Here is a 16,773-nt window from a genome sequence, read left to right as displayed (position 1 = left end):
ATTGGGGCGACTCGGTCTTGAGACTCATGCGGCATTGCGATTCCAGTACCTGAACAACGGCTCCGCCAGAAACAGCACAAACAGCAGCCGCATCACCTGCAGCGCCGTCACCAGTGGCACCGACAATTGCAGTGTCTCCGCCGTCAGACTCATCTCGGCAATCCCCCCCGGCATCATGCCCAGGGTCAGCGAACGCAGATCCAGATGGGTCAGCGCACTCAAGCCCAACGCCGCCAGCGACGCGATCAACATGGTCAGCGCCGTGCCGATCAACGTCCGGCCCATGAACGACGGCGCGCGTCGGAAGAATTGCCGATTGAAGTGACAGCCCAAACCGCTGCCGATCAGCCATTGGCCGATCTGGCTGCCGCCGTTGGGCAAACCGATGTGCAAATCCCAGGTGATGCTCACCGCCGCGCTGACCAGCAACGGCCCGAACAGCCATGGATTGGGTTGGCGCAGACGCTGCCAGAGCCAGGCGAGCAGGGCGCCCGCCGGAAACAGAATCGCCAACCAGCGCCAATCGACGCTGCCGGCATGAGAAATCGGCGTGCCGTCACCGAGCAGATACTTGAACGCCGCCGGCACGCACAACACCACCACCAGTACCCGCAGACTTTGCCCCGCCGCGACATGGCTGAGCAAAGCACCGTTGCGCGCGCCGAGGTTGACCATCTCTCCGGAACCGCCGGGCATGCTCGAGAAAAATGCGGTGGCGCGATCTTCGCCTGTGCGGCGCATCAGCCACACCCCGACCACCGCCGACAGGCTGGTGACCAGCGCACCGAAGAAGATCAGACCGAAATGACTGAGCACCTGCTCCATCACCAGCGGGGTGAAGTGCAGGCCGATACCGATGCCGACGATCCACTGGCCGCACTTGCGCCCGCCAGGGATTTCCGCCAGTTGCCACGGGGTCAGGCAGCGCACGAGGATGATCGCCAGCAATGAGCCGACCATCCACGGCAGTGGCCAGCCGATCTGACTGGCGATGAAACCGCCCAGCAGACCGACCAGCGGGGTGCCCCACCAGGCTTTCAGGGACGAGCGATCAGACATCGGCGATAGCGCGACGAGCGACCGCGCGTTTGCGCCAGATGCGAATCAGCGGGAACAGCAGCATCAGCGCGGTCAGCACCCACACACCGAAAGTGATCGGGCTCGACCAGAGGATTTCCAGCGCACCGTTGGAAATCGACAGCGCGCGACGCAGGTTCTGCTCCATCAGACCGCCGAGGATGAAGCCCAGCAATACCGGCGACAACGGGAAGTCGAGCTTGCGCAGGATGTACCCGAAGATGCCGATGCCGACCATCAGGAACAGGTCGAAAGTGGTGGCGTGAACCGCGTAGACGCCGATCCCGGTGATGATCGCGATGACCGGCACCAGTGCCCAGTTCGGCACGGCGAGGATGCGCGTGAAAATGCGGATCATCGGGATGTTGAGGATCACCAGCATGATGTTGGCGATGAACAACGACGCGATCAGGCCCCAGACGATATCCGGTTGTTGCTGGAACAGCAGCGGGCCTGGGGTGATGTTGTACAGCGACAGCGCGCCGATCATCACCGCCGTGGTGCCCGAACCCGGTACGCCCAGTGTCAGCATCGGCACCAGCGCGCCGCAGGCCGAAGCACCGATCGCCGTTTCCGGTGCAGCCAGGCCACGGGCATCGCCCTGGCCGAACTTGCCGCTCGCACCGGCGATGCGCTTTTCGGTCATGTAGGCCACGGCGCTGGCCAATGTCGCGCCCGCACCCGGCAACACGCCCATGATGAAACCGAGCAGGCCGCAACGAATGTTCACCACGAACACCGAAGCCGCTTCCTTGAAGTTGAACATCATGCGCCCGGTCGCTTTTACCGCTTCCTGGCCGCGATGGGTTTTTTCCAGCAGCAAGAGGATTTCGCTGATCGAGAACAGACCCAGCACCAGCACCACGAATTGAATGCCGTCGGTCAGGTGAATATTGTCGCCGGTAAAACGGTACACGCCGCTGTTCGCGTCGATGCCGACGCTGGACAGGAACAGGCCGATCAATGCCGCGATAAAGGTCTTCAATGGTCGATCACCGGCCATGCCGCCGAGACAGACGATCGCAAACACCATCAACACGAAATATTCCGCCGGTCCGAAAGCAATCGCCCACTTCGCCAGCAGCGGCGCAAACAACACCATCCCGCACGTGGCGATGAACGCGCCGATGAACGAACTCCACGCCGACAGCGACAACGCCACACCGGCCATGCCTTGGCGGGCCATCGGGTAGCCGTCGAGGGTGGTCATGACGGTGGATGCTTCGCCGGGAATGTTCAGCAGGATCGAGCTGATCCGGCCGCCGTATTCGCAGCCCAGATACACCGCCGCGAGCAGGATCAACGCCGACTCCGGCGGCAAACCGAGTGCGAACGCAATCGGGATCAGCAGCGCCACGCCGTTGATCGGGCCGAGGCCCGGCAGCAGCCCGACGACGGTGCCGATCAAGGTGCCGGTCAGCGCCGTGACCAGGTTGTACGGGCTCAGCGCGACGCCGAAGCCTTGACCCAAATAACCGAGGGTATCCATATCAGTTCTCCAGCACGTCGAGCAGGCCAAGGGGCAGCGGGACTTCCATCACCCGATCGAACAACAGGTACAGACCAATGGCCATCAGCGTGGTGACGACGATGCTCGGCACCCAGCGCCCGCCGTACAGGCGCGCCATCGGAATGCCGATCACGATGCTGCTGAGGATGAAACCCAGCGGTTCGAACAGGCCGGCGAACACCAGCAACAGTGCGACGCAGATTGCAATCTTGGTCAGGGTTTCGCGGTCCAGCGGCGGCTCGTCTTCACTGTGTTTGATCGGCGCCGGGCGGAACACCATGTACAGCAGCGCCAGGCCCATCAGGCCAAGCATCAGCAGCGGGAAGGCGCGCGGGCCGACCGGTTCGTAGGAAAAAGCCGCCTGGTACGGCCACGCCATCAGTGCCAGACCGGCGCAAACCAGCAGCAACACCGAGGCGAAAATGCGTTGAATAAGCATGAGAACTCCTGTGCCGCGCCCCCGAAGCGGGGAGCGCGGCCACTAGACAGAGACGATCACTGGATCAGGCCGAACTCTTTGGCCAGCACTTTGTAGTCGGCTACCTGCTTCTTCACATAGGTGTCCAGTTCCGCGCCAGTCATGGCGAACGGGAACAGTTCACGCTGATCGCGCAGGGTGGCGAACTCGTCGGAGGCCAGCAGTTTGTCGAACGCGTCTTTCCACCAGGCGTAGTCTTCGTCGCTGACTTTCGGCCCGAGGTAGAAGCCGCGCACCACCGGCCAGACGATGTCGTAGCCCTGCTCGCGGGCGGTCGGGATGTCTTTCATTTCCGGCTCGTCGAGACGCTTGTCGGCGAACACCGCGAGCAGGCGCATGTCACCGCTCTGGATGTGCGGCATGGAGTCGGAGATATCGGTACTGCCAACCTGGATGTGACCGCCGAGCAGAGCAGTGGCGATTTCGCCGCCGCCTTCGAGTGCCACGTAACGCAGCTCACGGGGATTGATCCCGGCGGCCTTGGCGATCAATGCAGTTTGCATCCAGTCCTGGCTGCCGACGGTGCCGCCGGAGCCAATGACCACCGAGCCTGGATCTTTCTTCAAGGCCTGCACGAGATCGTCGAGGGTCTTGTAGGGCGAATCGCTTTTCACCGCGATGGCGCCATAGCTGGTGCCGACCGCCGCGAGCCAGCGCACGTTGGTCTCATCGAAGCGACCGAACTTGCCCTGAGCCAGGTTCAACAGCGAACCGCTCGACCAGGCTACCAGCGTGCCGGCATCCGCCGGACGTTGCGCAACTACTGCGTTGTACGCGACCGCACCGACACCGCCGGGCATGTAGGTCACGCGCATCGGCTTGCTCAGCAGCTTCTGGTTGACCAGTGCGCTCTGCACCAGTTTGCAGGTCAGGTCGAAACCACCGCCGGGGGAGGCGGGGGCGATGCATTCAGGCCGTTTTGGTTCGGCCAGCAGTTGCCCGGCAAACAGCATCGCGCCAGCGGCGAGCGCAACTTTACGCAGTGATAAGTTCATCTGAGTCTCCTTGGGAGTTGTTGTTATGGACGTGCAGAATTACCAAAGGGCAACGCTTTGCTCAGCAGCGGGCGCAGGTGTTCGTTGCGCGGACGCATTGACTGGAATATCGGAAGGAAAAACGGCGTAGCCCGTCGCGGAAAAACCGGCGAGGGCGGGGTTGCAGCGAAGTGTGTCGGCCTGTGAGAAAGCCCGGGTGTGCATGTACGACATGCGGGGTACTCCGATTATTGTTCTTATTGGTCGAAAACGCGTCGTGGCGTTTTGCGTTGCGCTGTGTGGCAGCAGCGGCGACAGTCGAAACTGTCCGTGGGCCGACTCTAACCGGCTAACCTTTCAGCAACCTTTCAGTTGCCTTTCACGGTTTTCAGGCTTCACAGCGGCGGTTGCGGCTGTAAACTCCGCGGCAAAGCGCGGCGTCGGCCGACCCTGAACGAGGTAACAATCCATGCGTGTCCTGCTCGTCGAAGACCATCTGCAACTGGCCGAAAGCGTGGCTCAGGCGCTCAAGAGCACCGGTCTGACCGTGGATGTGTTGCACGATGGCGTGGCTGCCGACCTGGCGCTCGGCAGTGAGGAATACGCCGTGGCGATTCTCGACGTCGGCCTGCCTCGCATGGACGGTTTCGAGGTACTGGCCCGTCTGCGTGCCCGCGGCAAGAACCTGCCCGTCCTGATGCTGACGGCGCGCAGTGATGTGAAGGACCGCGTACATGGCCTCAATCTCGGTGCTGACGATTATCTGGCCAAGCCGTTTGAACTGACGGAACTGGAAGCGCGGGTCAAAGCCTTGCTGCGCCGCAGTGTCCTGGGCGGCGAGCGTCAGCAGCGCTGTGGCGTGCTGGCCTATGACCTCGACACCCGGCGCTTCACCCTCGGCGAAGAATTGCTGACCCTGACGTCGCGCGAGCAAGCCGTTCTCGAAGCGCTGATCGCGCGGCCGGGGCGAGTGATGAGCAAGGAGCAGCTCGCCGCCCAGGTATTCGGCCTCGACGAAGAAGCCAGCCCCGACGCGATCGAAATCTACGTGCACCGCTTGCGCAAGAAGCTCGACGGCCAGCCCGTGGCCATCGTGACTTTCCGCGGCCTCGGCTACCTGCTGGAAAGCCGCGATGCATAAGCCCAGCAGCCTGCGCTGGCGGTTGCTGTGGAACCTCGGATGGTTGCTGGTGGTGCTGATGCTCGCCAGTGGCTTGAGCGCTTACTGGAATGGTCGCGAAGCCGCCGACACCGCGTATGACCGCACACTGCTGGCCTCGGCGCGGACCATTGCGGCCGGGTTGTCGCAGCGCGATGGCAGCCTCAGCGCCGACGTGCCTTACGTGGCACTGGACACCTTCGCCTACGACAGCGCCGGGCGCATCTATTATCAGGTCAACGACATCCACCAGAAGCTGATTTCCGGCTACGAGAATCTGCCCGGGCCACCGCCCGGCACGCCGCGCACGCACAGCTATCCGGCGCTCGCCCGCTTCTATAACGCCAAGTACAACGGCCAGAACGTACGCGTGGTCAGCCTGCTCAAAGCCGTGAGTGAGCCGAACATGAATGGCATGGCGGAGATTCGCGTGGCCGAAACCGACGAAGCGCGGGTCAGCATGGCGCGCAGTCTGGCGGCGGATACCTTGCTGCGCCTGGGCATGCTGGCCGTGGGTGCATTGTTGCTGGTGTGGTTTGCGGTCAGTGCGGCATTGCGTCCGCTGGAGCGCTTGCGCACCGCCGTCGAAGAGCGCCAGCCCGACGACTTGCGGCCTCTGCCGCTGGTGGAAGTCCAGCATGAACTCGGGCCATTGGTTCGCGCGCTCAACCATTTCACCGAGCGCCTGCGCGGCCAGTTCGAGCGACAAGCGCAGTTCATCGCCGATGCTGCCCACGAATTGCTTACGCCGCTGGCGGCGCTGAAAGCTCGGCTGGAATTGGGCCTGCGTTCAAACGAGCCGGAGACCTGGCGCACAACCCTCGAGTCATCCGCACAAAGCACCGATCGCCTGACGCATCTGGCCAATCAGCTGCTGTCGCTGGCCCGCGTCGAAAACGGTGCGCGGGCGATCGCCGAGGGCGGCGCGCAACTGCTCGATCTGAGCCAATTGGCGCGCGAGCTGGGTATGGCCATGGCGCCTCTGGCGCACAAGCGCGGCGTAGCGCTGGCCTTGGAGGCGGATGAGCCGGTGTGGCTGCGTGGCGAACCGACCTTGCTTAACGAACTGTTGAGCAATCTGGTCGATAACGCACTGGCGCATACCCCGCAGGGTGGCAATGTGATCTTGCGGGTGACGGCACCGGCAGTGCTTGAGGTTGAAGACGACGGGCCAGGCATTCCGCAGGAAGAGCGCGATCGCGTGTTCGAGCGGTTTTACCGGCGTAATCAGCAGGTCGCCGGATCAGGCCTGGGCCTGGCGATTGTCGGCGAGATCTGCCGGGCGCATCTGGCGCAGATCACCTTGCATGACGGTGAGCAGGCGGGGTTGAAGGTGCGGGTGAGTTTTATCGCTGGGTGATCGTGGTGTCTGCACGGGCCTTTTCGCGAGCAGGCTCACTCCTACATGGGATTGCATTCCAGGTGAGGGTACGCCTCGGTCCCTGATCAGTAAAACATCGACCGCGACTCTTCCAGATCCGCGCAAAACTGCTTGTTCTCCGGATCAATCCCCAGCTTTCTGAACGCCGGAACACTCAGCGGATCAATCCGCGCGAAAGGATGGTCGGTACCCTTGCGGCAATACAGGTTCGCTACTTGCACCAAATCGACGTAATCGATTTTGGCCGAGTCGCGCTGAAAGTCCTCGTACAGCAATGGCAGTTGCACCAGCCGTTCGGGAAACTCCCAGACCCGCAGCAACTTCTCGCCCAGCAATGGATGAATCTGCTCGATCACATGAGTGAGGCTGACCGCATCCGAGAGCAACTCGTTGTGGTCTTCGGCGTAGGTCAAAATCGGCAACACACCAATCTGATGCACCAGGCCGCCGAGCGCCGCCTGATCCGGCTTGAGCTGAGTGTGACGACGACACAGCGCATAACTCACACCGGCGATCTCCAGGCTGCTGCGCCAGACTTCGCGCATCTTCTGTTCGACCACTTCGGAGCGGGCGTTGAAGATCTGCTCCATGACCAGACCGATCGCCAGGTTGCTGCTGTAGTTGATGCCCAGGCGGGTGATGGCGGTGTGCAGGTCAGTGACTTCCTGCGCGGCGCGTAGCAGCGGGCTGTTGACCACTTTGATCAGGCGCGCCGACAGCGCAGTGTCACGGCCGATGACTTTGCTCAGATCGCTGACGCTGATTTCCGGATCCTCGGCGGCCTTGCGGATTTGCAGGGCCACTTCCGGCAACGTTGGCAGAACCAGGTCATCGTTATCGATGGCCGCAACCAAATCCTGTTGGACCTTTTCCGCCAGTTCGCTCATTTGGACTCTCTAGGGTGTCGCAACAATGCTGCGATCAGCGCTGGATTTCGCGGTCGCGATCCAGTTCGTAAGGCAGGTCGAGCAGATGCAGCGCGGGGCCTTCGAGGGCGCCCAGATGCAAGTCACCGGCTTCGGCAGCTTCGGCCTGCAACACGGCCAGGAGTTCAATGTTTCCCTCGGCATTGGCCGCCAGCACCACTTCGCCGATCGAGCTGTTGTGGCTTGGGGCAAACAACTGAGTGCCGGGCTCCGGCAGCTCAGCCGTGTCAAGGCGCAAGCGATACAGGCGACGTTTGAGCTTGCCCAGGTACTGCATGCGCGCAACGATTTCCTGGCCGGTGTAGCAGCCTTTCTTGAAACTCACGCCGCCGACCGCCTGCAGATTGAGCATCTGCGGGATGAACAGCTCGCGGGTGCTTGGCATGACCTGACCGATACCGGCGCGGATCTGGCCGAGCAGCCATTGATTCAGATCGCCCTCGGGCAGCGTCGAGGACAATTGGCTCTGGATGTTCTGCGCCTGGACGGCGGGCACCCAGAGTTCGGCGCGCTCGGGCGAGACGCGAATCGCAATCAGGCTTTCGTGGCGCACGACGCTATCGGTTTCGGCCGGCAGTGCCAGACCGAGGCTGGTCAAGGCTGCGTCGCCATGCTCCAGGCCGAAGCGCACCCAGGCGGCGCTTTCATCGGTCAGTTTCGATTTGGAGAACACCGCGTATTTTTTCAGGTCGGCCAGTTGTGGTTCGAGCAGCTCGCTGGCCATCGCCATCACCACGCCGTCACCTTCCAGCAGGATACGGAAGCTCGACTGCATCCGGCCTTTCTGCGTGCAGCGGGCGCCGAGGCTGGCGCGGGTGTCACTCAGGTAATTGATATTGCAGGTCAACTGGCCTTGCAGAAATTTTCCGGCGTCCGCACCGCGAACCGCGAGTACGCCTTCATGAGACAGGGTGCAGAAAAAAGCAGAATCGGCCATGGGTCATCGCAGGGTAAATAGACTGGGGCACATCATAAGGGGGCAGGGTTGAAATGGGTAGTTGATAAAGGATCAAGGGTGCCCGACCAAAGCCGACTGTGCGGGCCGCGCCGGGGCTGTATACTGCCCGGCAAATTCGAGGAGGGCTCCATGGTCGAACAAGTTGAACTGAATCGCCTCTTTTGGCACAGCCGTCGCGGGATGCTTGAGCTTGACGTGTTGCTGGTGCCGTTCGTGCAGGAGGTTTACGCAACGTTGAATCAGGTGGATCGCGATCTCTACGTGCGTTTGCTGACCTGTGAGGATCAGGACATGTTCGGCTGGTTCATGGAGCGCAGCGAGTCGGAAGACCCTGAGCTGCAACGCATGGTCCGGATGATCCTGGATCGTGTTCAGCCCAAGTAATACGTTCGAATGCCGCTGGCATGCCTCACGGCAGTTGCTGGCGGCGTATCTGTTGGCCCAGGCGTTCGCCGTGGGCTCGTTGTGTCTACTGTCGATTCCGCTGTGGGCCAGTCTGGCCGGTGTTTCCGGCTGTCTGTTGCATGGCTTTTGGGTGATGCCCCGGCAGATTCTGCTGAGTCACCCGAATGCATTTTGCGGATTGCGACGCGACGGCGATGGCTGGCAGGTCTGGAATCGGGCGTGCGGTTGGCAGGCCGCGCAGTTACGACCGGACAGCCTGGCGCTGCCGCTGATCGTGGTGCTGCGTTTTCGCTTGCGCGGGGAATGGCGGGTCAGATCGATCTGCGTGCCACGGGATTCGCAGGCGGCGGATCTGCACCGACGCCTGCGAGTGCGGCTCAAGTTCAGCCGGCGTAGGTGGGCGGCACCAGAATAGTGTCGAGCGCTTCCGGCAGCAGGTCCGGGTAGTCGAGGGTGTAATGCAGGCCGCGACTTTCCTTGCGTTCCATGGCCGAGCTGATCATCAACTCGGCCACCTGCGCCAGATTGCGCAGCTCGATCAGGTCACGGCTGACTTTATAGTTGCTGTAGAACTCGTCGATCTCGTCCAGTAGCAAGCGCACCCGATGCTGTGCCCGTTGCAGGCGCTTGTTGGTGCGCACGATGCCGACGTAGTCCCACATGAATCGACGCAATTCGTCCCAGTTGTGCGCGATGATCACGTCTTCGTCCGAGTCGGTGACCTGGCTGGCGTCCCAGACGGGCAGGGCGCTCGGCGCCGCGACATCATCCAGCTGCGCGAGAATGTCTGTCGCTGCCGAACGGGCATAGACGAAGCATTCCAGAAGCGAGTTGCTGGCCATGCGGTTGGCGCCGTGCAGACCGGTGAAGCTGGTTTCGCCGATGGCGTAGAGTCCGGGCACGTCGGTGCGACCGTGCTGATCAACCATCACACCGCCACAGGTGTAGTGCGCTGCGGGAACCACCGGGATCGGTTGACTGGTGATGTCGATGCCGAAGCCCAGGCAGCGCTCATAAACAGTCGGGAAGTGGCTTTTGACGAACGATTCGGGCTTGTGACTGATGTCGAGATAAACGCAGTCGATGCCCAGGCGCTTCATTTCATGGTCGATGGCCCGCGCGACGATGTCACGCGGCGCCAGCTCGGCGCGTTTGTCGAAGCGGTGCATGAAGCGCTCGCCGTTGGGCAGCTTCAAATGCGCACCTTCGCCACGCAGGGCTTCGGTGATCAGGAAGCTTTTGGCTTGCGGGTGATAGAGGCAGGTCGGGTGGAACTGGTTGAATTCCAGATTGGCCACCCGGCAGCCGGAGCGCCAGGCCATGGCGATGCCGTCACCGCAGGCGCCGTCCGGGTTGCTGGTATAAAGGTAGACTTTGGCGGCGCCGCCCGAGGCGAGGATCACGAAGCGTGCGCCGTAAGTATCGACTTCGCCGGTGGCGCGGTTCAGCACATAGGCGCCGAGACACCGCTCGCCTTGCAGGCCCAGACGGCGCTCGGTGATCAGATCGACGGCGACACGCTGTTCCAGCAATTCGATGTTCGCGCGCTCTTTGGCCCGGGCCAACAAGGTCTTGAAGATCGCAGCGCCGGTGGCGTCGGCCGCGTGGATGATCCGCCGATGGCTGTGGCCGCCTTCGCGGGTCAGGTGAAATTCGAAACCGCCATCCTCGGTGCCGGACTTTTCGTCACGGGTAAACGGCACGCCCTGGTCGATCAGCCATTGAATGGCTTCGCGGCTGTGCTCGACGGTGAAGCGCACGGCATCTTCGTGGCACAAACCGCCGCCGGCATTAAGGGTGTCGTCGACGTGGGATTCGACAGTGTCAGTGTCGTCGAGCACGGCGGCGACCCCACCTTGAGCCCAAAAGGTCGAGCCGTTGGCGAGATCGCCCTTGCTCAATACGGCAATGCGCAGATGACCGGGCAAGGTCAGCGCGAGACTCAAACCGGCAGCACCGCTGCCAATCACCAGAACATCGTGTTGGAACTGTTGGCTCATTTCAGGATTCCGCTCAAAGCGACCCGGATCGGGGTTGGCGCAAGACAGCTGGATCGGCGAGTCAAGACAGCCACACAGCCCACTAGTATATAGAGGGGTTGGACGGCACAATAGCCGGGCCCAGATGGCATTGTGAGACTACAGCGGGGTAAAAAGCGCTGTGCTTCGTCGGAAGATTTTTTCCCAGTGTGTGGGAAAAGACACCTGTATCGGCGCTGAAACAGACTTTTCCGCCCACGGTTGCGCAATGTCAGGTGGGTCCGGCTATAAATAATTGGAACTTTTGCCAAAGGCCCAAGATCAATAGACGGTGCCAGAAACCACGGACAGTGTCGGCTTCAGTGCGGAATCTGCGTTTGGATTCCTGCCGGCGAAACCGATAACAAGATTATTCGCGCAGCCGGTTTATCCCGCGCTGCGTTTTTCGTGCGTGCCAAATCAGAGCCCGCAGGAAACTTGCTTGGAGGGGGAGAACTTTTGCGAAAAGCCCGAGTCTATGTTTGCAAGTCTGGTCGTTTAGTAATGCAAGTCTCCTCCGGGCTTATCGAGGAGTGTTCATGCTAACCCAGGAAGAGGATCAGCAGCTGGTCGAACGCGTTCAGCGTGGCGACAAGCGAGCTTTCGATCTGCTGGTGCTGAAATATCAGCACAAAATTCTCGGGTTGATCGTGCGTTTTGTGCACGACACCCATGAAGCCCAGGACGTTGCTCAGGAAGCCTTTATCAAGGCGTATCGGGCACTTGGAAATTTCCGCGGTGACAGTGCGTTTTATACGTGGCTGTACCGTATTGCCATTAACACGGCGAAGAACTACCTGGTTTCCCGCGGCCGTCGGCCGCCGGATAGCGATGTAAGTTCGGAGGATGCAGAGTTCTACGATGGCGATCACGGCCTCAAGGATCTCGAATCACCTGAACGTGCGTTGCTGCGGGATGAGATCGAAGGCACTGTCCATCGGACCATCCAGCAACTGCCAGAGGATTTGCGTACGGCTTTAACTTTACGTGAATTCGATGGTCTGAGTTACGAGGACATTGCGAGCGTCATGCAGTGTCCGGTGGGTACCGTGCGCTCCCGGATTTTCCGCGCTCGGGAGGCCATCGACAAAGCCCTGCAACCGTTGTTGCAGGAAAACTGAGACAGCGGCGACAGCCAAGAGAGGAACGCCATGAGTCGTGAAGCCCTGCAGGAATCGCTGTCCGCAGTGATGGATAACGAAGCGGACGAACTGGAATTGCGTCGAGTGCTCAGCGCACTGGATGATGTTGATACCCGTGAGACCTGGGCTCGTTACCAGATCGCTCGGGCAGCCATGCACAAGGATCTGCTGCTTCCGCGTCTGGATATCGCTGCGGCAGTGTCTGCTGCGCTGGAAGACGAAACGGCTCCGGCCAAAGTATCCCGCAGCCCATGGCGTAACCTGGGTCGCCTCGCTGTTGCCGCTTCGGTGACCGTGGCCGTACTGGCCGGTGTTCGCCTGTACAACCAGGACGAAATCGCTGGCGTCGAATTGGCGCAGCAGTCGAATCAGCCAACTCTGGCCACTCCACAGGTCAAGGGTCCGGCAGTTCTGGCTGGTTACAGCGAAAGCTCGGAAGCGACTGGCCCGATGGCCAATGGCGTTCTGCAAGGTCAGCCAGGCTGGCATGATCAGCGTCTGCCAGGCTATCTGCGTCAGCACGCTCAGCAGGCTGCACTCAAGGGAACTGAAAGCGCGCTGCCATACGCACGTGCTGCAAGCCTGGAAAACCGTTAAGGAGGATCATGCGCGCCATCCCTCTACTTTCGCTTCTGCTCAGTGGCTGGTTCGTTGTTCCAGCCCACGCTGATGAGGCCCAGGACTGGTTGACCCGTCTGGGCCAGGCCGAGCAGCAGCAAAGCTTCAACGGTACTTTCGTTTACGAGCGCAACGGCAGTTTTTCCACGCACAACATCTGGCATCGTGTCCAGAATGGTCAGGTCCGCGAGCGGCTGTTGCAGCTCGACGGCTCGGCTCAGGAAGTCGTGCGCATTGATGGCCGTACTCAATGCGTCAGCGGCACCCTGATTGCGGGATTGGGTGATTCACCCAACGCTGCCGCCCGTGCGCTGGATCCCAAAAAGCTGAAGAACTGGTATGACCTAGCGGTTATCGGCAAGTCGCGCGTTGCCGGCCGTGACGCGGTGATCGTGTCGCTGACCCCTCGTGATCAGCACCGTTACGGTTTCGAACTGCATCTGGACAAGAAAACCGCGCTGCCGCTCAAGTCGTTGCTGTTGAACGATAAAGGTCAGTTGCTCGAACGTTTCCAGTTCACCAGTCTCGACACTGATGAAATCCCTTCTGACAAAGAATTGCTGGCAGACGCCGATTGCAAGCCGATCAATATCGGCAATGACAAGGCTTCCGCAGCGAAGACCGTGCAGAACTGGCGTTCGGACTGGCTGCCGCCAGGCTTCGAGCTGACCAGCAGCAGTTCGCACAAGGATGCGCAGACCAAGACCCAGGTCAGCAGCCTGATGTACGACGATGGCCTGGCGCGGTTCTCGGTGTTTCTTGAGCCGTTGAACGGTGCAACCGTCACCGACACCCGCACTCAGTTGGGTCCGACCGTCGCGGTATCGCGTCGCCTGACCACGCCGCAAGGTGAAATGATGGTCACGGTGGTGGGCGAAATCCCCATTGGTACTGCCGAACGAATCGCTCTATCGATGCGTAACAACGATGGCGCTGCGACCAGCAAGCAGTGAGCTGATTTCAGTCATTTCCACTTCGTCGTCGAGACGTCGAAATGTTTGCTGAGCATTTTCATTTGCAAAACCCCTGAAAATTTTTTATAGGTCAGAGCCTCACGGCTCTGGCCTTGTTTGTTGTTCCCGGAACAAAAATGCCGGTCTGTGGTTTCCGGTGTTCCTTTGCTCCATATCGCTTAACCCTGCTCGTCGTAACGGGAGCTGTATGTCGATACCTAGTTTGAAGTCTTACCTTTCCATCTTCGCCACTGTGCTGTTGCTCGGTCAGGCGGTCCCTGCTGCGCAAGCGGCCGATCTGCCTGATTTCACCCAGTTGGTCGAACAAGCTTCGCCAGCGGTGGTGAACATCAGTACCACGCAGAAACTGCCGGACCGCCGCGTCAATCAGCAGATGCCGGATCTGGAAGGCCTGCCACCGATGTTGCGCGAATTCTTCGAGCGCGGCATGCCGCCTCAGCAGCGCTCGCCACGTGGCGACGGGCGCCAGCGTGAAGCGCAATCGTTGGGCTCGGGTTTCATCATTTCGCCGGATGGCTACATTCTCACCAACAACCACGTGATCGCCGATGCCGACGAAATCCTCGTCCGGCTGGCTGACCGCAGTGAGATGAAGGCCAAGCTGATCGGCACCGATCCACGTTCCGACGTGGCATTGCTGAAAATCGAAGGCAAGGATCTGCCGGTGCTCAAACTCGGCAAATCCCAGGACCTGAAAGCCGGCCAGTGGGTCGTCGCGATCGGTTCGCCGTTCGGCTTTGACCACACCGTGACCCAAGGCATCGTCAGCGCCGTCGGCCGCAGCCTGCCAAACGAAAACTATGTGCCATTCATTCAGACCGACGTGCCGATCAACCCGGGCAACTCCGGTGGTCCGCTGTTCAACCTGAACGGTGAAGTGGTCGGCATCAACTCGCAGATCTACACCCGCTCCGGCGGATTCATGGGTGTGTCGTTCGCGATCCCGATCGACGTGGCGATGGACGTTTCCAACCAGCTCAAGAGTGGTGGCAAAGTCAGCCGCGGCTGGCTGGGCGTGGTCATTCAGGAAGTGAACAAGGATCTGGCCGAGTCGTTCGGTCTGGACAAGCCGGCCGGCGCCCTTGTTGCGCAGATCCAGGATGACGGCCCTGCGGCCAAGGGCGGCCTGCAGGTTGGCGACGTGATCCTGAGCATGAACGGTCAGCCGATCGTCATGTCGGCTGATCTGCCGCATCTGGTCGGCGCGCTGAAGGCTGGCGCCAAGGCCAATCTGGAAGTGATTCGTGAAGGCAAGCGCAAGAACGTCGAGTTGACTGTCGGCGCGATCCCGGACGAAGACAAAGAGCTGAACGCGTTGCCGAAGTCCGGCGCTGAAAGCAGCAGCAACCGCCTCGGTGTTGCGGTCGGTGAATTGACCGCCGAGCAGAAGAAAACCTACGACCTCAAAGGTGGTGTGGTAATCAAGGAAGTGCAGGACGGTCCTGCGGCCCTGATCGGTCTGCAGCCGGGTGACGTGATCACCCACCTGAACAACCAGGCCATTGGCTCGGCGAAGGAGTTCACCGACATCGCCAAGGCGTTGCCGAAGAACCGGTCGGTGTCGATGCGCGTACTGCGTCAGGGTCGTGCCAGCTTCATCACCTTCAAACTGGCTGAATAAGCCCGCAACAGGGTAAAAAGAAACCGCCTCGAAATAGGCGGTTTTTTTGTGTCTGCACTTTATGTCTTGCGGGAAGACTCAGCCCATCATGTCCTTGACCATGCGCTCCTGCTCCATCAGCTCGCGCTGGCGGGCATCGATGCGCGAGGACAGCGGGAAGTTGCTGCCGGCCTTGCGCTTGGCGAAGTCCAGTTGCTGAATGGCCTGCCGATAGTCGCCGACCAGCGCAAAGTATTCGGCCCGCGCCTGATGCAGGCCGATGATGTTGCCCGACAGGCCGCGGGTTTCGGCAACCTGATACCAGACGTCCGGATCATCCGGGCGTGACTTGAGCAGACTGTCGAGCGCCTTCTCGGCATCGGCGGCGCGATTCTGTTTCAGCAGCAGATCGACGCGCACCTGGTTCAGCGGATAGTTGCCCGGGTATTGCGTGAGCATGCGGTCGACTCGCGACTGCGCATCGGGCAGACGATTGTTGGTGATGTCCAGATCGACCTGCGCGAGGTTGTAGATGATCTCGTTCGGCGATTTGGTCAACAACTGCTTGAGGTTCTCCCGTGCTTCGTTGAGTTGGCCACCCTTGATCTGGGCGATGGCCAGGCCGTAACGGGCGACATCGTTTTTCGGATTCTCATCAAGCAGGGCGCGGAAACGCTTGGCACCCAGCCCCGGGGTTTCCTCGTAGATCAACTGCACCCGCGCGCGGATCAACTGGTAGCGCATGCTGTCTTCGATGCCGCCCGGTTTCGCCTGTTCGGCGCGGTTGCGGGTGTCGGCGATCCGCGATTCGGTAACCGGGTGAGTCAGCAGGAATTCCGGCGGCTTGGCGTCGAAGCGGTACTGGCGCATCAGGCGTTCGAACATGGTCGGCATCGAGCGCGGGTCGTAACCTGCCTTCTCCAGGTTGAGAATGCCGATGCGGTCGGCTTCCTGTTCATTCTGCCGCGAGAAGCGCCGTTGTTCCTGCAATGCCGCTGCCTGGGTGCCGGCGATGGTAGCGATGCCGGCATCCCCACCACCGGCCGCCGCAATGACAATGCCGGCCAGCAGCGCGGCCATCATCGGCACCTGCATGCGTTGTGAGGCTTCCACTCCGCGAGCAAAGTGACGTTGCGACAAGTGCGCCAATTCGTGAGCGAGCACCGAGGCGTATTCGCCTTCGGTCTGGGCGTTGAGGAACAGGCCGCCGTTGACCCCGACCACGCCGCCCGGTGCGGCGAAGGCGTTGAGTTGCGGGCTGTTGATCAGAATGAATTCCAGGCGTCGGTCGGAGACCTGGCTGGTCTCGACGAGCTTGTACACGCTGGATTCAACGTAATCCTTGAGCTGTGGATCGTTGAGCTGGGAAACCTGACTGCGCAGCATGGCCAGCCAGGCGCGGCCGAGCTGGTATTCCTGTTGCGGCGAGACGATGGCAGAACTGGCGTCGCCAAGTGACGGCAGATCGTCGGCAAAGCCTGGTGAGGCGAGCAGGCAAGCGAGCGTCAGCAGGGTAGGGCGCAGAAAAGTCATGCACAAAGCCTTGAAGGACA

At 61.0% G+C, this 16,773-nt stretch carries 16 protein-coding genes; 8 read left to right on the top strand and 8 right to left on the bottom strand.

The window, feature by feature from the left end; genetic code table 11:
- Window positions 1–24: 24 nt before the first annotated feature.
- The 4 genes from BLU71_RS14715 to BLU71_RS14700 are packed head-to-tail and all read right to left on the bottom strand — an operon-like array spanning window position 25 to window position 4,060.
- Window positions 25–1,059 carry an AbrB family transcriptional regulator gene (locus BLU71_RS14715; RefSeq protein ID WP_042608146.1) on the bottom strand — a complete coding sequence of 345 codons (1,035 nt, stop codon included), beginning with the start codon at window positions 1,057–1,059 and terminating at the stop codon, window positions 25–27.
- The gene (locus BLU71_RS14710; RefSeq protein ID WP_042608145.1) at window positions 1,052–2,566 is read right to left on the bottom strand and encodes a tripartite tricarboxylate transporter permease; all 1,515 of its coding nucleotides are present in this window, start codon (window positions 2,564–2,566) and stop codon (window positions 1,052–1,054) included. Before BLU71_RS14710 ends, BLU71_RS14715 begins: the two co-directional genes overlap by 8 nt.
- Before the next feature lies 1 nt (window position 2,567).
- On the bottom strand, window positions 2,568–3,026 hold the full coding sequence (locus BLU71_RS14705; protein WP_039760883.1) for a tripartite tricarboxylate transporter TctB family protein: 459 nt from the start codon (window positions 3,024–3,026) through the stop codon (window positions 2,568–2,570).
- A 56-nt stretch (window positions 3,027–3,082) separates the two neighbouring features.
- Window positions 3,083–4,060 (bottom strand): Bug family tripartite tricarboxylate transporter substrate binding protein, encoded by a 978-nt coding sequence (locus BLU71_RS14700; RefSeq protein ID WP_042608144.1) that lies wholly within the window; start codon window positions 4,058–4,060, stop codon window positions 3,083–3,085.
- A gap of 448 nt (window positions 4,061–4,508) precedes the next feature.
- Here BLU71_RS14700 and BLU71_RS14695 point away from each other — a divergent pair, with 448 nt between their 5' ends.
- Complete coding sequence (locus BLU71_RS14695; RefSeq protein WP_034153139.1) at window positions 4,509–5,180, top strand: response regulator; 672 nt, start codon at window positions 4,509–4,511, stop codon at window positions 5,178–5,180.
- Window positions 5,173–6,558, top strand: a complete 1,386-nt coding sequence (locus BLU71_RS14690; protein ID WP_083353372.1) for a sensor histidine kinase — start codon at window positions 5,173–5,175, stop codon at window positions 6,556–6,558. Before BLU71_RS14695 ends, BLU71_RS14690 begins: the two co-directional genes overlap by 8 nt.
- A gap of 86 nt (window positions 6,559–6,644) precedes the next feature.
- On the opposite strand, the gene BLU71_RS14685 is transcribed toward BLU71_RS14690, so the two are convergent.
- Together BLU71_RS14685 and BLU71_RS14680 are read right to left on the bottom strand one after the other, a co-directional pair.
- Entirely contained in the window at window positions 6,645–7,466 is an 822-nt protein-coding gene (locus BLU71_RS14685; protein ID WP_042608142.1) for an HDOD domain-containing protein, read from the bottom strand.
- Window positions 7,467–7,500: 34 nt separating this feature from the next.
- Complete coding sequence (locus tag BLU71_RS14680; protein ID WP_083353371.1) at window positions 7,501–8,442, bottom strand: YgfZ/GcvT domain-containing protein; 942 nt, start codon at window positions 8,440–8,442, stop codon at window positions 7,501–7,503.
- Window positions 8,443–8,592: 150 nt separating this feature from the next.
- Between BLU71_RS14680 and BLU71_RS14675 the strand changes: the two genes are divergently transcribed.
- Window positions 8,593–8,847 (top strand): succinate dehydrogenase assembly factor 2, encoded by a 255-nt coding sequence (locus tag BLU71_RS14675; protein WP_007911418.1) that lies wholly within the window; start codon window positions 8,593–8,595, stop codon window positions 8,845–8,847.
- Complete coding sequence (locus BLU71_RS14670; RefSeq protein ID WP_083353370.1) at window positions 8,831–9,283, top strand: protein YgfX; 453 nt, start codon at window positions 8,831–8,833, stop codon at window positions 9,281–9,283. The genes BLU71_RS14675 and BLU71_RS14670 overlap by 17 nt, the downstream gene beginning before the upstream one ends.
- Here the strand turns inward: BLU71_RS14670 and nadB are convergent.
- Window positions 9,252–10,868, bottom strand: a complete 1,617-nt coding sequence (gene nadB / locus BLU71_RS14665) for an L-aspartate oxidase (RefSeq protein WP_064362580.1) — start codon at window positions 10,866–10,868, stop codon at window positions 9,252–9,254. The two genes, BLU71_RS14670 and nadB, sit on opposite strands and share 32 nt — an antisense overlap.
- Window positions 10,869–11,425: 557 nt before the next feature.
- Here nadB and rpoE point away from each other — a divergent pair.
- The 4 genes from rpoE (at window position 11,426) to BLU71_RS14645 (ending at window position 15,241) form a co-directional block, all read left to right on the top strand.
- Complete coding sequence (gene rpoE, locus BLU71_RS14660) at window positions 11,426–12,007, top strand: RNA polymerase sigma factor RpoE (RefSeq protein ID WP_003172477.1); 582 nt, start codon at window positions 11,426–11,428, stop codon at window positions 12,005–12,007.
- A 30-nt stretch (window positions 12,008–12,037) separates the two neighbouring features.
- The gene (locus BLU71_RS14655; RefSeq protein WP_008077804.1) at window positions 12,038–12,625 is read left to right on the top strand and encodes a sigma-E factor negative regulatory protein; all 588 of its coding nucleotides are present in this window, start codon (window positions 12,038–12,040) and stop codon (window positions 12,623–12,625) included.
- A gap of 8 nt (window positions 12,626–12,633) precedes the next feature.
- Window positions 12,634–13,599 carry a MucB/RseB C-terminal domain-containing protein gene (locus tag BLU71_RS14650; RefSeq protein ID WP_065615194.1) on the top strand — a complete coding sequence of 322 codons (966 nt, stop codon included), beginning with the start codon at window positions 12,634–12,636 and terminating at the stop codon, window positions 13,597–13,599.
- A gap of 208 nt (window positions 13,600–13,807) precedes the next feature.
- Complete coding sequence (locus tag BLU71_RS14645; protein WP_042608136.1) at window positions 13,808–15,241, top strand: DegQ family serine endoprotease; 1,434 nt, start codon at window positions 13,808–13,810, stop codon at window positions 15,239–15,241.
- A gap of 78 nt (window positions 15,242–15,319) precedes the next feature.
- Here the strand turns inward: BLU71_RS14645 and BLU71_RS14640 are convergent, their stop codons facing one another.
- Window positions 15,320–16,753, bottom strand: coding sequence for a M48 family metalloprotease (locus tag BLU71_RS14640; protein ID WP_042608135.1), 1,434 nt, complete (start codon window positions 16,751–16,753; stop codon window positions 15,320–15,322).
- Window positions 16,754–16,773 lie beyond the last annotated feature (20 nt).

This window comes from Pseudomonas moraviensis (assembly GCF_900105805.1).
Lineage (GTDB): Bacteria > Pseudomonadota > Gammaproteobacteria > Pseudomonadales > Pseudomonadaceae > Aquipseudomonas > Aquipseudomonas moraviensis_A.
This window is presented reverse-complemented; position numbering and strand designations above follow the sequence as displayed.

Excerpts from the sequence above, each read along its gene's own strand:
- BLU71_RS14715 (WP_042608146.1), bottom strand. The coding sequence starts at position 1,059 with ATGTCTGATCGCTCGTCCCTGAAAGCCTGGTGGGGCACCCCGCTGGTC.
- BLU71_RS14710 (WP_042608145.1), bottom strand. The coding sequence starts at position 2,566 with ATGGATACCCTCGGTTATTTGGGTCAAGGCTTCGGCGTCGCGCTGAGC.
- BLU71_RS14705 (WP_039760883.1), bottom strand. The coding sequence starts at position 3,026 with ATGCTTATTCAACGCATTTTCGCCTCGGTGTTGCTGCTGGTTTGCGCC.
- BLU71_RS14700 (WP_042608144.1), bottom strand. The coding sequence starts at position 4,060 with ATGAACTTATCACTGCGTAAAGTTGCGCTCGCCGCTGGCGCGATGCTG.
- BLU71_RS14695 (WP_034153139.1), top strand. The coding sequence starts at position 4,509 with ATGCGTGTCCTGCTCGTCGAAGACCATCTGCAACTGGCCGAAAGCGTG.
- BLU71_RS14690 (WP_083353372.1), top strand. The coding sequence starts at position 5,173 with ATGCATAAGCCCAGCAGCCTGCGCTGGCGGTTGCTGTGGAACCTCGGA.
- BLU71_RS14685 (WP_042608142.1), bottom strand. The coding sequence starts at position 7,466 with ATGAGCGAACTGGCGGAAAAGGTCCAACAGGATTTGGTTGCGGCCATC.
- BLU71_RS14680 (WP_083353371.1), bottom strand. The coding sequence starts at position 8,442 with ATGGCCGATTCTGCTTTTTTCTGCACCCTGTCTCATGAAGGCGTACTC.
- BLU71_RS14675 (WP_007911418.1), top strand. The coding sequence starts at position 8,593 with ATGGTCGAACAAGTTGAACTGAATCGCCTCTTTTGGCACAGCCGTCGC.
- nadB (WP_064362580.1), bottom strand. The coding sequence starts at position 10,868 with ATGAGCCAACAGTTCCAACACGATGTTCTGGTGATTGGCAGCGGTGCT.
- rpoE (WP_003172477.1), top strand. The coding sequence starts at position 11,426 with ATGCTAACCCAGGAAGAGGATCAGCAGCTGGTCGAACGCGTTCAGCGT.
- BLU71_RS14655 (WP_008077804.1), top strand. The coding sequence starts at position 12,038 with ATGAGTCGTGAAGCCCTGCAGGAATCGCTGTCCGCAGTGATGGATAAC.
- BLU71_RS14650 (WP_065615194.1), top strand. The coding sequence starts at position 12,634 with ATGCGCGCCATCCCTCTACTTTCGCTTCTGCTCAGTGGCTGGTTCGTT.
- BLU71_RS14645 (WP_042608136.1), top strand. The coding sequence starts at position 13,808 with ATGTCGATACCTAGTTTGAAGTCTTACCTTTCCATCTTCGCCACTGTG.
- BLU71_RS14640 (WP_042608135.1), bottom strand. The coding sequence starts at position 16,753 with ATGACTTTTCTGCGCCCTACCCTGCTGACGCTCGCTTGCCTGCTCGCC.